The organism is Pseudomonas sp. TH39(2020) (genome assembly GCF_016650715.1).
Taxonomy (GTDB): domain Bacteria; phylum Pseudomonadota; class Gammaproteobacteria; order Pseudomonadales; family Pseudomonadaceae; genus Aquipseudomonas; species Aquipseudomonas mandelii_C.
In genome coordinates, this window is sequence record NZ_JAEKFF010000003.1 from 308080 (window position 1) to 321624 (window position 13545).

13 protein-coding genes are annotated in these 13545 nt (G+C 59.5%); 1 reads left to right on the forward strand and 12 read right to left on the reverse strand.

Features of this window, described 5'->3' with window-relative positions; translation table 11 throughout:
- Window positions 1-6 precede the first annotated feature (6 nt).
- The 6 genes from JFU47_RS03810 to JFU47_RS03835 form a co-directional block, all read right to left on the reverse strand.
- Window positions 7-1662 (reverse strand): PqiB family protein, encoded by a 1656-nt coding sequence (locus JFU47_RS03810; RefSeq protein WP_201181045.1) that lies wholly within the window; start codon window positions 1660-1662, stop codon window positions 7-9.
- Window positions 1643-2299: a paraquat-inducible protein A gene (locus JFU47_RS03815; protein ID WP_123364063.1), complete on the reverse strand. Its 657-nt coding sequence runs from the start codon at window positions 2297-2299 to the stop codon at window positions 1643-1645. The genes JFU47_RS03810 and JFU47_RS03815 overlap by 20 nt, the downstream gene beginning before the upstream one ends.
- On the reverse strand, window positions 2296-2892 hold the full coding sequence (locus tag JFU47_RS03820; RefSeq protein ID WP_140678855.1) for a paraquat-inducible protein A: 597 nt from the start codon (window positions 2890-2892) through the stop codon (window positions 2296-2298). Before JFU47_RS03820 ends, JFU47_RS03815 begins: the two co-directional genes overlap by 4 nt.
- 211 nt (window positions 2893-3103) lie before the next feature.
- Window positions 3104-4405 carry an NAD(P)/FAD-dependent oxidoreductase gene (locus JFU47_RS03825; protein ID WP_201181047.1) on the reverse strand — a complete coding sequence of 434 codons (1302 nt, stop codon included), beginning with the start codon at window positions 4403-4405 and terminating at the stop codon, window positions 3104-3106.
- On the reverse strand, window positions 4402-5490 hold the full coding sequence (locus JFU47_RS03830) for a polyamine ABC transporter substrate-binding protein (protein WP_201181049.1): 1089 nt from the start codon (window positions 5488-5490) through the stop codon (window positions 4402-4404). Before JFU47_RS03830 ends, JFU47_RS03825 begins: the two co-directional genes overlap by 4 nt.
- A 143-nt stretch (window positions 5491-5633) precedes the next feature.
- Complete coding sequence (locus JFU47_RS03835) at window positions 5634-6992, reverse strand: glutamine synthetase family protein (RefSeq protein ID WP_074876680.1); 1359 nt, start codon at window positions 6990-6992, stop codon at window positions 5634-5636.
- 161 nt (window positions 6993-7153) lie between these two features.
- Between JFU47_RS03835 and JFU47_RS03840 the strand changes: the two genes are divergently transcribed.
- The gene (locus JFU47_RS03840) at window positions 7154-8077 is read left to right on the forward strand and encodes a helix-turn-helix domain-containing protein (protein WP_201181051.1); all 924 of its coding nucleotides are present in this window, start codon (window positions 7154-7156) and stop codon (window positions 8075-8077) included.
- Window positions 8078-8089: 12 nt separating this feature from the next.
- Here JFU47_RS03840 and JFU47_RS03845 read toward each other — a convergent pair whose 3' ends face one another.
- From JFU47_RS03845 to JFU47_RS03870, 6 genes are all read right to left on the reverse strand, one after another.
- Window positions 8090-9010, reverse strand: coding sequence for a MurR/RpiR family transcriptional regulator (locus JFU47_RS03845; protein ID WP_134421518.1), 921 nt, complete (start codon window positions 9008-9010; stop codon window positions 8090-8092).
- A gap of 280 nt (window positions 9011-9290) precedes the next feature.
- A complete protein-coding gene (locus tag JFU47_RS03850; RefSeq protein WP_140678847.1) occupies window positions 9291-10055 on the reverse strand; it encodes an ABC transporter ATP-binding protein in 765 nt (254 codons plus the stop codon).
- Between the two features lie 18 nt (window positions 10056-10073).
- Window positions 10074-11186, reverse strand: coding sequence for a succinylglutamate desuccinylase/aspartoacylase family protein (locus JFU47_RS03855; protein WP_201181053.1), 1113 nt, complete (start codon window positions 11184-11186; stop codon window positions 10074-10076).
- A gap of 9 nt (window positions 11187-11195) precedes the next feature.
- On the reverse strand, window positions 11196-11894 hold the full coding sequence (locus JFU47_RS03860) for an ABC transporter permease (RefSeq protein ID WP_056746042.1): 699 nt from the start codon (window positions 11892-11894) through the stop codon (window positions 11196-11198).
- A gap of 14 nt (window positions 11895-11908) precedes the next feature.
- Window positions 11909-12598, reverse strand: a complete 690-nt coding sequence (locus JFU47_RS03865) for an ABC transporter permease (protein ID WP_201181055.1) — start codon at window positions 12596-12598, stop codon at window positions 11909-11911.
- A gap of 90 nt (window positions 12599-12688) precedes the next feature.
- Complete coding sequence (locus JFU47_RS03870) at window positions 12689-13465, reverse strand: ABC transporter substrate-binding protein (RefSeq protein ID WP_046047038.1); 777 nt, start codon at window positions 13463-13465, stop codon at window positions 12689-12691.
- Window positions 13466-13545 lie beyond the last annotated feature (80 nt).

Sequence of the window (13545 nt, forward strand, 5' to 3'; positions counted from 1 at the left end):
CTGTGGTCATTTGCGCGGCGGCCCCTGCAGGTCCATCGGCGCAGCATTGTCGGGACGACCGCGAATCAGCGATTCTGGATGCCGTCCCAGGTAATCCGAGAGTTCACGCAAGGAGCGCGACATGCGCCCGAGCTCGTCGAGGGTCTGACCTAATTGTTCGCGTTGCGGCGAGTCTTCGGCCAAGGTCGAACTGGCCGATTGCAGCGTCTTGCTGACATCCGCCAGGGTGGTCTGCACGCCGGGCAGGGTCTTGGCGTTGAATTGCGCCAGACCTTTACGCAGTTCAACGAGGTTGCTGTCCAGGTTGCCGGCAATGCGCTCGATTGGCAGTTGGTTGATCTTGTTGACCATGCCCTCCAGTTTTTCCTGCAATTGTTCGAGGCTGCCAGGAATGGTTGGGATAGAGACTGGACGAGCGGTTGGATCGAACACGACTTTCTCCGCTTTGGGGTAGAAGTCGAGCGCAATGTAGAGCTGGCCGGTCAATAGATTGCCGCTCCGGGCCTGGGCCCGCAGACCATTTTCGATGAAGCTGCCGATCAGGCGCACCCCAGCGGCTTCGTCGTTGGGGTCATGCTTCAACACCTCGAGCATTTTGGTGTGGGCCTGGCCGAGGCGTTGCGGGTAGATCACGATGCCGACATTGACCGGGAAACTGCGCTTTTTCGCGTCGAAATCCAGATTGACCGCCACGACTCTGCCGAACTCCATGCCCAGGAACTCCACCGGCGCACCGACCTTGAGCCCGCGCAAGGCCTGATCGAAACGCAAACTCAAGAATTGCCCCTTGCCGCTGGGCGGGGCGAGGGCGGTTAGCTGGTCTTCGAACAGGTCGAAGGCTTTGTCCTCGGCGGCCGGTTGATCGTTGGGGCTGTATTCTGGAGCGCGGAAGGCGATGCCGCCCACCAGGATCGATGACAGCGACTCGGTTTTCACCGAAAAGCCATTGGCGCCAACGTTCACGTCGATCCCGCTGGCGTTCCAGAACCGGGTGTTTTCAGTGACGTAGGCATCGTTGGGCGAGTGGACGAACACTTCGATGTTGACCCCTTTACCGTCGGCGTCCAATGCATAGGCCACCACTTGACCTACTGGAATCTTGCGGTAATAAACCGGAGAGCCGATGTCCAGCGAACCGAGGTCTTCGGTGTGCAGGGTGAAGCGCTTACCCGGTTCGCCATAGGTGATCGGCGGCGGGTTTTCCAGGCCGGTAAATTTTTTTGCGCGAGCATTGGCCTGGCCAATGTCGGCGCCAATGTAGTCCCCGGACAGCAGGGTATCGATACCCGACACCCCGCCGGCACCAATGCGCGGGCGCACGACCCAGAACTCCGAGTCTTCGCGAGTAAAACTTTCCGCCTGTTTGGCCAGTTTGATGGTGGCGTTGACACTTTTCTGGTCGTTGCTCAATTCGACATCGGTAACTTGCCCGATCACCACGTTGCGGTATTTGACTTCGGTTTTGTTGGCGGTCAGACCACTACCGGTCTTGAAGGTAACGGTGATGGTCGGACCTTCCTGCATCATGGTGTGTACAACCAGGGAAATCCCCACCAGCACCGCGACGATCGGCACGATCCATACCAGCGAAACGCTGAAACGACGGGTTTTGACAGGGGCCTGCCCAGGGGCTTGCGGCCCGTCAGTGGCTTGCGACTTCATCCATGACCTCCTCGTTTGGGTTATCCCGCTCTTCTTTATCCCAGATCAGGCGTGGGTCGAAACTCATTGCCGACAGCATGGTGAAGACCACCACCAGGCCAAAGAACAGAATGCCCGGGCGCGGTTCGATATCGGCCAGGGCTTGAAACTTCACCAGTGAGGCCACCAAGGCGACCACGATCACATCGAGCATCGACCAGTAACCGATGAGCTCGACGAAACGGTACAGCGTTGACCGCTGCTTACTCGCCCATTGGCTGTCGCGCTGAACGGTCACCAGTAACAGCGTCAGGGCGACGAACTTGATACCCGGCACCGCGATGCTGGCGATGAAAATAATCAGGGCAATGTCCCAGGCGCCGTGCTGCCAGAACTCCAGTACACCGCTCATGATCGTGCTATCGGCGCCGTTGCCGACCATCTTGGTGTTCATCACTGGCAGCAGATTAGCCGGGACGTAAAACGCCAGGGCAGTGAACATGTAGGCCCAGGTCCGGGCCAGTGAGTTGGTTTTGCGCCGATGCAACGGCGCGCCGCACCGTGTGCATTCGTGAGGTTCATCGGTCATGTCGCAGGCCAGGCCGCAGCTATGACACAGGCACAGGTTGAGTTCACTCGCCACCGGGGGCCTGTTCATAAAATGTCCCATAGATCACGGATGTCGCGCCCTGCGATGCGGATCATCATCAGACTGAGAATGGCCAGGGCAAACAGGCCGATGCCGGGCAGCACATCCAGCAAGCCGGCGAGTTTGATGACCGCGACCATCGCCCCCAGCAGACAGACCTCCAGCATGCTCCACGGCCTGAGGGTTTCCAGCCAGCGCATGCAAAACTTGAAGCCGGGCGAGCGCTGGTGGGCGAGGGCGAAGCTCAGGACCCAGATAAGCAGCGACAACTGGAAAATCGGCGCGATGATCATCGAGATCGCCGCCACCATGGCGATAAAAGTGATCGGCCCCAGACTCAGGGCCAGCACCGAGTCCCAGAGTGTTGCGCTGTTTTTAAGGCCTTTGAGGCTGATGCTCATGACGGGATAGAAGTTGGCGAAAATCCACAGCATCAACGCGGTGAAGGTCAACGCCAGACGTTGTTCCACCGTCAAGCCGTTATAGCGCTGAAGCACGCCGCCGCAGCGCGTACACAGGGTTTTTTGATGTTTGGCGAGCGTGACTTTTTCATACACGCAGTCGCAGTGCTCGCAGATGATCAGTGGGTCAGTAGTAGCCATAGGCTGCACTCGCCAGGACGCAGGAAAGTCAGAGCACTCCCTCAATATAGAAGCGCCTAGCGATTGAGCAAATTAAAAGGCGGGTACTGATCGTTCCCACGCTCCGCGTGGGAATGCCTCAATGGACGCTCTGCGTCCGCTGTTGGGACGCGGAGCGTCCCGGGCTGCATTCCCACGCGGAGCGTGGGAATGATCAAAACACTGTTGTTCTTCACCCCAGCAGTTCGCGCAGGCGATACCAAAACATGCCGAGGGCCAGCAATGGAGAACGCAGCATCGGCCCACCGGGAAAGGTCATGTGCGGCACGGCGATGAACACGTCAAAGCCTCGACTGTGTCCGACGTGGATCGCTTCGCCCAACAGCTTTGCGCACCAGTGGGTCACGTTCAGGCCATGACCGGAGTAACCCTGGGCGTAAAACACGTTCGGATGCTGGCTCAAGCGCCCGACCTGAGGGAAGCGATTGGCGCTGATGCCAATCTTGCCGCCCCATTGATAGTCGATGCGCACGTTGGCCAGTTGCGGGAAGACCTTGAGCATGTGCGGGCGCATGTAGGCTTCGATGTCCGCCGGATCTCGCCCGGAATAATGGCAGGCGCCGCCGAACAGCAAGCGTCGGTCCGCCGAGAGCCGGTAGTAATCCAGGCCGACTTTCTGGTCGCAGAGCGCCAGGTTATGCGGGATCAATTGCGCTGCAACGTCGGGCGCCAACGGCTCGGTGGCAATGATGTAGCTGCCCGCCGGAAGCACCTTGCCGCTCAGTTTCGGTTCGAGTTCTTCCAGGTGAGCGTTGCACGCCAGCACCAGGCTGCCGGCGCGCACCGTGCCGCCGGCACAGCGAACCTGCACGGTGCTGCCATGGATCAACTCCAGCACCGGACTCTGCTCGAAGATCTGCACCCCTAAGGATTGCGCCAATAGCGCTTCGCCAAGGACCAGATTGAGCGGGTGCAAGTGACCCGAGCCCATATCGACGAGACCACCGGCATACATGCCGGAGTTCACCACCTGCTGACGGATCTGCTCCGGCCCGACGAGTCGGGTTTCGTGGGCGTAACCCGATTCGGCAAGGCCTTGCTGCTCAGCCTTGAACGCCGCGAACTGCGCTTTAGTATTGGCCAGTTCACAGAACCCCCAGCGCAGGTCGCAATCAATCCCGTGTTCACGAATGCGGTTGCCCACGAGCTCGACCGACTCGACACCGGCACGCTCAAGGTAGCGCACGCCTTCTTCACCGACATGACGGGCAAAACCGCTGACGTCATGGCCGATACCGCGGATCAACTGCCCGCCGTTGCGCCCGCTGGCACCCCAGCCAATTCGCCGACCCTCCAGCAGAATCACCGAGAGCCCGCGCTGCGCCAGTTCGATCGCCGTGTTAACGCCGGTAAAGCCGCCGCCGATCACACAGACATCGGCCTCAAGATCCGCGGCCAGTGTGGGGTAGGGCGCCATTCCATTGGCTGACGCCGCGTAATAGGAGCGAGCATGTTCGTTGCTGTATTGGTTCATTGATTGGACTTCACTTTGCTCCAGGAACGGGTCATCAAACGCATGATCGGCTGGGGCGGGGTGGTCGAAATGTAGAGCTTGTCGAGGACTGCCTGAGGCGGATAAACCTCAGGGTTGTTGACCAGCGCTGGGTCCATGTCTTGCTTGGACGCCGGGTTCGGGTTGGCGTAACCGACTGACGCACTGACCTTGGCAATCACTTGCGGATCGAGCAGGTAATTGATGAAAGCATGCGCCTCTTTCTGGTTGCTGGCGTCTGCGGGAACCGCCAACAGGTCGAACCACAAGTTACTGCCTTCCTTGGGAATCGCGTAGGCGATGTTCACGCCGTTCTTGGCTTCCTTGGCCCGGTTCGCGGCCTGGAACACGTCACCCGAGTAACCGAACGCCACGCAGATGTCACCGTTGGCCAGGTCCGAAACGTACTTGGAGGAGTGGAAATAGGTGATGTAAGGGCGGATGGTCAACAGCTTGGCTTCAGCTTTTTTGAAGTCTTCAGGGTTTTCGCTGCGCGGGTCCATGCCCATGTAATTGAGAACGGCCGGGAACACTTCATCCGCCGAATCCATCATCGACACGCCGCACTGGCTGAGTTTCTTCAGGTTTTCCGGTTCGAAAAACACGGCCCAGGAATCGATACGGTCAATGCCGAGCACTTGCTTGACCTTGTCGACGTTGTAGCCGATGCCGTTAGTGCCCCACAGGTACGGGACCGAGTGTTCGTTGCCCGGATCGTTTTTCTCCAGCAGCGCCAGCAGTTTCGGGTCGAGGTTCTTGAAGTTGGGCAGCTGCGAACGATCGAGCTTCAGGAACGCGCCGGCTTTCACCTGGCGAGCGAGGAAGTGGTTGGACGGCACCACCACGTCATACCCGGTACGGCCGGCGAGCAATTTGCCCTCCAGGGTTTCGTTGGAATCGAACACGTCGTAGATCACCTTGATCCCGGTTTTCGCCTGGAAGTCGACGAGGGTGGTCTCGCCGATGTAATCGGTCCAGTTGTAGACGCTGACCGTTGGCTGAGCTTGCGCAACGGCGCTGAACAACACAGCCGCCGCGACCGGGACCACGGATTTCAATAGACGCATATCGACACCTCTTATTGTTTTGTTTGTGATCGTTCCCACGCTCTGCGTGGGAATGCCTCAATGGACGCTCTGCGTCCGCTTTAGGACGCAGAGCGTCCCGGGCTGCATTCCCACGCGGAGCGTGGGAACGATCATTAGGGGGGTTAGACACTGAGCAGCAGGAACTCACGTTCCCAGGAGCTGATCACCCGTTTGAAGTTCTCGTGTTCGGCGCGTTTGACCGCCACATAACCGCGGACGAATTTGCTGCCCAGATAACGCGAAACGGTGTCGCATTCTTCCATCTGCGTCAGAGCGTCTTCGATGGTGATCGGCAAGCGCAGGTTGCGACGCTCATAAGCACGACCTTGCACCGCAGCGCTCGGTTCGATGCGCTCGACCATCCCCAGATACCCGCACAACAGGCTTGCTGCGATCGCCAGATATGGGTTGGCATCGGCTCCCGGCAAACGGTTTTCCACGCGCATCGCGTCCGGCGTGGAGGTCGGCACACGCAGACCCACAGTACGGTTTTCTTCGCCCCATTCGACGTTCACCGGCGCCGAAGTGTCCGGCAGGAAGCGGCGGAACGAATTGACGTTCGGCGCGAACATCGGCAGCACTTTGGGGATGTACTTTTGCAGGCCGCCGATGTGGTGCAGGAACAGCTCGCTCATCTGCCCGTCGGCATCGGCAAAGATCGGCTGGCCGGTGGCGATGTCCACCACGCTCTGGTGGATATGCATGGCGCTGCCGGGTTCATCGCCAATCGGTTTGGCCATGAAGGTCGCGGTGACGTTGTGCTTGAGCGCCGCCTCGCGCAGGGTTCGCTTGAACACGGTGATCTGGTCGGCCAGATCCAGCGCGTCGCCATGCCGGAAGTTGATTTCCATCTGCGCCGGGCCGTCTTCGTGGATCAAGGTATCGAGGTCCAGGCCTTGAAGTTCACACCAGTCGTACACGTCTTCAAACAGCGGATCGAATTCGTTGGCAGCGTCGATGGAAAACGACTGACGACCACTTTCCGCACGGCCCGAACGCCCCAGCGGTGCCTTGAGCGGCAAGTCAGGGTCTTCGCAGCGCTGGGTCAGGTAGAACTCCATTTCGGGCGCGACAATCGGCCGCCAGCCTTTGTCGGTGTACAGCTGCAGGACTTTTTTCAGCACGTTGCGCGGCGACAGCTCGATCGGGTTGCCGAACTTGTCGAAGGTGTCGTGAATCACGATAGCGGTGGGCTCGATGGCCCATGGGATCACGTACACCGCATCGGAGACAGGCTTGCACACCATGTCGATGTCGGCCGGGTCGAGCAGGTCGTAGTAGATGTCGTCGTCGACAAAGTCCCCGGTTACCGTTTGCAAAAGCACACTTTCCGGCAGGCGCATGCCTCGCTCATGTAGGAACTTGTTGGTGGGTGCAATTTTGCCGCGTGCGATGCCGGTCAAGTCGCTGACCACACACTCGACTTCGGTAATCTTGTGATCTTTCAGCCACGTGAGCAGCTGATCGAAAGGGACATTCATAAAGACCTCGTTATTGGTTTTATTAACGCCGGGGAGGCTGGTTTCATCCACCACACACTTCCCCTGTGGCGCGTTGACGACTATCTTGGGCGAGCCTTGACGTTCCATCTATCCACTTTCAGCAGCACCAAAGCGCACCAAAAGAGTGCGCAAGGTCACCCATGACAGCGTGCAACCCCCTGCAAGTCCAAGCGTTCAACACTGCCGATGTAGCCGAGCAAATCCGCGCCACACCGGGGTGGGTGCAGCATTACCAGCAAATGTCGCCGGGGCATTTCGCCGGGCGCGTGCGCTACCTGGACCTGCAAGGCGTGGAGATTTACGAGGAACAGATGAACACGCGGGTCGAGCAGAATTTCAGCGCGCCCGAAGGTGCGCTGGCGTTCTGTTTCGATCGAAGTGACAACGCGCTGTACGTGTTGAATGGCGAAAGCCGCAATATCTGGATCACCCCGGAGAACTACCAGGAAATCGCCGTGGTGTTCGGCCCGGCGTTCGTGCAGCGTCACGGTTTGAACGTGGCCAGGCTCGAAGGCCTGTTCATGGCGCCGCTGAACTCGGGACAGAACGCATTGTTCAGTCGCTGGCTCAGCGGGACGTTGACCCGACTGACGCAGACCCTCGATCCGCCGAGCAAGGAGGCGTTGACCCAGCAGTTGCTCGAAGACTGCCTGTACATCCTCGACAACGCGTGTGTTTGCCTTGATCGCGGAGGGTTACAGCGCCGCGCCGAAGAACGTGCAGTGATGAAACGCATCGGTGAATGGGCGGCTGATACCCCGGAAGAGACCCTGAATCTGCTGGAGCTTTCGCAAATTGCCGGGGTTTCACTGCGGCAGTTGCAGCATGCGTTCAAGGCTTATACCGGGATGACCCCAACCCATTGGCTGCGCTTGCGCCGACTCAACAGTGCGCGCCGAGAATTGCTCAGCCGCACAGTGATGGACACCACGGTTGCCGAAGTGGCGATGCACTGGTCCTTCTGGCATTTAGGGCGATTTTCCAGCAGTTATCGGGCATTGTTCAACGAACTTCCCAGTCAGACGCTTGCCCGCAAACCCTGTGGCGTACCACGTCGCGGGTAAGCCCGGGACACGTCAGCGCGGTTTTGTGGCTTTCGCCGATTTGCTGTTACCAGGCATGTGCAGGTAAGCCATCACGCTTTCGGTCAGTTCGGTCGCCAGCTTGACGGCTTCCTTGTTGCGCGCCATAACGCCCGCCACCAAGCCTTCGATCAAGGCGAGCACCGCGATGTTGGAACTGGTCAATACCGGATGGTCGGCGGGAGCAAACAACACATGTTCGGCAATGCTGGTGAGCGGCGAGGCGGGTGAATCGGTGATTGCCAGCACCGAGGCACCCCGCTCATTGGCGAAACGGGCGAGTTGCAGGGTGTCGAGGGAATAGCGCGGCAGGGAGATTGCCAGCAACACATCCTGATCGGTAATCGCCGCCAGACGGTAAGCGGCGTTTTCGTTGCCGCCCTCCATGCTGATGGCAGTGGCGTCGGCGCAGAAAGGCATCAGGGTCGAGGCGGCGAGGCCGGCGAAGTAGACGCTGTTGCCAAAGCCCAGGATGTAGATTTTTCGCGCGGTGGTCAGGCGCGTGACGAACGCTTCGAAGGTGTCTGCATGGTTGTTGGTCGCTGCCGTGGCGAGGTTGCTGCTGGCGCTCTGGATTTGCTCATGCAGGCCAAACGCGCCGCCAGGACGATGTGCCAGTTCGTTGCGCAGTTTGTCGACCGGCGACACCATCTGCTGCAACGTGGCGACGAGTTCGGCTTTCATGCCGGTGTAGCCACCCAGGTTCAGGGCCTTGGCCAAGCGGTTGACTGCGGCTGGCGAGGTGGATGTTTCGTGAGCCATTTCCTCGATGGTCAGCGTTGCGGCCCTCAGCGGGTGACGCAGGATAAAGTCCGCCACCTTGCGCAGTGACGGCTGCAAATCGCCAACGATCTCCGCCAGTTTGCGCATGACCGGTGCGGCATAGACCGTGGTGTTTTTCGATGGGGTCGGCATATCCGGCTCAACATTTCCTGAGGGGTGGAGAAGGGTGGCACAAGGTTGGCTGGAGTGTATCCGAAGCCAACCGTTGGTGTGCAACGCTTGCCAAGGGTCGGTGATCGGGCAACGCAGTCTGTAGCAGCTGGCGAAGCCTGCGTTCGGCTGCGCAGCAGTCGTAAAATCAGGCAATGCGGTTCTTCAGGACTACCTTGCTGTCAGGTTTCACGACTGCTGCGCAGCCGAACGCAGCCTTCGGCAGCTGCTACACGGGCTGCGTTACGGCTGGCCGGTCGGATTACTTCAAACTGCCGGCAAGAAACTGCTGGAGGCGTTCGGACTGCGGGTTGACCAGCACTTCGCGCGGGTCGCCACGTTCTTCGACCTGCCCCTTGTGCAGGAACACCAGTTGATTGGAAACCTCACGGGCAAAACCCATTTCGTGGGTCACGACCACCATGGTGCGACCTTCGAGGGCGAGGTCCTGCATGACTTTGAGCACTTCGCCGACCAGCTCGGGGTCGAGTGCCGAGGTCGGCTCATCGAATAGCATCACTTCCGGCTCCATGGCCAGCGCCCGGGCAATCGCCACACGCTGCTGCTCGCCGCCCGACATATGGGCCGGCCAGGCGTCCATGCGGTGCGCCACGCCGACTTTGTTCAGGTAGTGCTCGGCCTTTTCCCGGGCTTCTTTTTTGCTTAGGCCAAGCACATGCACCGGGGCTTCCATGACGTTTTCAAGCGCGCTCATGTGTGACCACAGGTTGAAGTGCTGAAACACCATCGACAGTCGCGAACGCATGCGTTGTAGCTGCTTGGGTTCGGCAGCCTTGAGCCCGCCGAGTGTGTTGGTCACCAGTTTGAGTGGTTCGCCATTGAGCACGATGTTGCCGGCGTTGGGCTGCTCCAGCAGGTTGATGCAGCGCAAGAAGGTGCTTTTGCCAGAGCCGCTGGAGCCGATGAGGCTGATCACATCACCGGCCTTCGCCTCCAGGGACACGCCCTTGAGCACGTGGTGGCTGCCGTAGCTTTTGTGTAGATCCTGAACTTCAAGTTTGTACATGGTTTTTATTCTCTGGAATCAGTCGCTGAGCAAGCGACCTTGGCGAATAAGGCGGGTGCCGGCGACTTTGGCCAGCCACAAACCGGGCTGGGCAAAGCGCAGGCGTTCTCGGGCATAGAGGATGCCGTCGGTGCTGGCGCGCACGATACTGTGGCGATCGGTCAGCGGATCCAGCACTTCGAACAGCGGATCGCCCACCCTGACCCGGGCGCCCAGCGGTTGCAGAAAACTCACCACCCCCGGGTGCGGCGCATAGGCGTACTGAGCGCCGGCGAACGGCGTCGCTTCACAACAGTTCGGTGGCGCTGCTGGCCAGTCACCGCTGATCAGGCCTTGTTCGGCGAGATAGCCAAGAATGGCCTCGGCGCTATCGACGCATGGCTCGCGTTCGGTGTCGGCCATGCCGCGCAATTCGATGGTGGTGGCCACGCAGGCCAGCGGAATATCGGCTTCAGGAAAGAGCTCGGCCAACCGCAACCAAGGGATCGCACAGGCTTCATCGAAGGCACTGCCGCCCGCACCCTCGGCCAGCAGCGCGGCGCCGGCACCGAGTCGAGCGGCCAACGAACGCAATCGCGGCCAGTTTTGCGGCATGGCGTAAAGCAGCATGATCGACTCGAAGTCGCAGTGCAGGTCCAGCACGACATCGGCGTCACAGGCATGTTGCAGCAACGCGCGACGCAGGCCATCGAGTTCCGAGGTCGGTGGTGGCATGTCGGCGAGGACATCGGCCATGGCCCGGCGGATCAGTGTGGTGTTGACGTCGGCATTGTCGCTCAGGTGGTCTTTCACCAGCGCTGCCACGGCTTCAGCCAGTTCCGGGAAATCCCGATTGAAATTTTTCCCGCTGGAGAACTCGAAGCGCCCCTGATGGGTGGCCTGGAACATCTGGGCGATGCCGATCGGATTGGCCATCGGCACTAACTCGATCACTCCGTTCAGGCGACCTTGTTCTTCCAGCAGCCGCAGGCGTCGTTTGAGTTCAACCGCCACGCGCATCCCCGGCAATTCGTCGGCGTGCAGGGACGCCTGAATGTAGGCCTTGCGCGGCCCGCTGCCAAAACGAAACAGCGACAGCTTCCGTTCAGTGCCCGAAGCACTCCACGGCAGCAGGTATTCAATGTGCTCCATAACAGCTCCTTAGTGCTTGCGCGGTGCCAGGTACGCCAGCCAGCGACGCTCGGCCAGCTTGAACAGGCGAACCAGGATGAAGGTCAGGGCCAGGTAGATGAGGCCGGCAGTGATGAACGCCTCGAACGGCAGATAGAACCGCGCACTGACCGTACGCGCGGCGCCGGTGATGTCCACCAGGGTGACAATCGATGCCAGGCTGGTGGTTTGCAGCATCATCAGCACTTCGTTGCTGTACTGCGGCAACGCCCGGCGCAAGGCTGACGGCAGCAGAATGCGGCGGTACAGGGTAAAGCGCGACATGCCCATGGCCTTGGCGGCTTCGATCTCGCCGTGGGCCGTGGCCTTCAAACTGCCGGCCAGCAGTTCCGCGCTATAGGCACTGGTATTGATCGCAAACGCCAGGCAGGCGCAAAAGGTTGCACTGGACAGGTACGGCCAGAGCGCGCTTTCACGTACCGCTGCGAACTGCGCCAGGCCGTAATAGATCAGGAACAATTGCACCAGCATCGGCGTGCCGCGAATCACGTAGGTGTAGAGCCAGGCCGGGAAGTTGATCAGGGGCGATCGGGACACCCGCATCAATGCCAACGGAATCGCCAGCACCAGGCCGAAGGCCAGGGAAATCAGCAGGACTTTGAGGGTCAACAAGGCGCCATTGAAATACAGCGGCAGGTTTTCCCAGATCAGGTTGTAGTCGAGAATCATGGGGTTGCTCCCAATCACAATTCGGCGGCTTTGATGCCGACCGAGTAGTGTTTTTCCAGATAGCGCAGCACCAGCAATGACACGCTGGTCAGCATCAGATAAAGCGCCGCCACCGCGAGGAAAAACGTAAACGGCTCATGGGTAGCGTCCGCTGCGTTCTTGGCTTCGAACATCATGTCCTGCAAGCCGATCACCGAGATCAGTGCGGTGGATTTGGTCAGCACCAACCAGTTGTTGGTAAACCCCGGGATGGCGAAACGAATCATCTGCGGCACCAGAATCCGCCAGAACACCTGGCCGCCACTCATGCCATACGCCGCGCCGGCCTCGGCCTGACCTTTAGGAATCGCCATAAACGCGCCGCGAAAGGTTTCTGACAGATAGGCGCCAAAAATGAAGCCCATGGTGCAGACGCCGGCGATGAAGGGGTTGATGTCGATATAGCGGGTGTAACCGAGTGCAAGGGCGATGCGGTTCACCAGATCCTGGCCGCCGTAGAAGATCAGCAGGATCAACACCAGGTCAGGGATACCGCGAATCAGGGTGGTATAGCCTTCGCCCAGCATCGCCAGCCATTTGAGCGGCGACAACCGAAAGGCCGCGCCGATCAGACCCAAAGCAATCGCCATGCTCATGGAGGTCAAGGCCAGGTTAATGGTCAGCCAGACGCCATCGAGAATGCTCGATCCGTAGCCGTGAAGCATGATGAAGGTCCTCAAACGAGCGCCAAAAGGCGCGCGAGACAAGCCCGAAGCGCCCGCAAGAGGCCGGCGCCACAGGGTTTCAGGTAAGGTTTATTCGCCGTAGATATCGAACGCGAAGTACTTGGCCATCACTTGCTGGTACTTGCCGTTGGCGCGGATGGCGTCAATCGCTGTACTCAGACGTGCAACGTTCACGCTGTCGCCTTTACGCACCGCGATCCCGGCACCTCGGCCGAAATATTTCGGGTCGCTGATGTCCGGTCCAACCAGCGCGAAGCCTTTGCCGGCTGGCGTTTTGATGAAGCTCTCGTCGGTGTTGACGATGTCGGCGAGCGTGGCATCCAGACGACCCGACGCCAGATCCAGGAAGGCTTCATTTTGTGAGCCGTAGCGCACCACTTCGACCCCGGCTTTTTCAAGCTGCTCGGTAGCAAAACGGTCGTAGGTCGATGAGCGTTGCACCCCGACCTTCTTGCCCTTGAGATCAACCAGTGGGTCGTTGATCACATTGCCGGCCTTCATCGCGAACTTGCCGGGTGTGTGGTAGTACTTTTTGCTGAAGTCGACCGACTTCATACGGTCTTCAGTGATCGACATCGACGACAGCACGGCATCGATCTTGCGCACTTTCAGCGACGGAATCATGCCGTCGAATTCCTGGATGACCCACTCGCATTTGACCTTCATTTCTTCGCACAGGGCGTTGCCGATGTCGTAGTCGAAACCACTGACGTTGCCTTCCGGTGTCTTGAAAGAGAAGGGTGGGTAGGCGGCTTCGATACCGATACGCAGGCTGTCTTCATCGGCGTGTGCCAGCAAACTTGCGGCGCACAGTGCCAGAGCACCTAGAAGTTCTGTCTTGTTCATATTGTTGACTCCTTGGAGGGGCGTTGGGGTGGTACTGGCCATCCGATCTGGCACGGTGGATCAGTCCTGATGATTTTGCG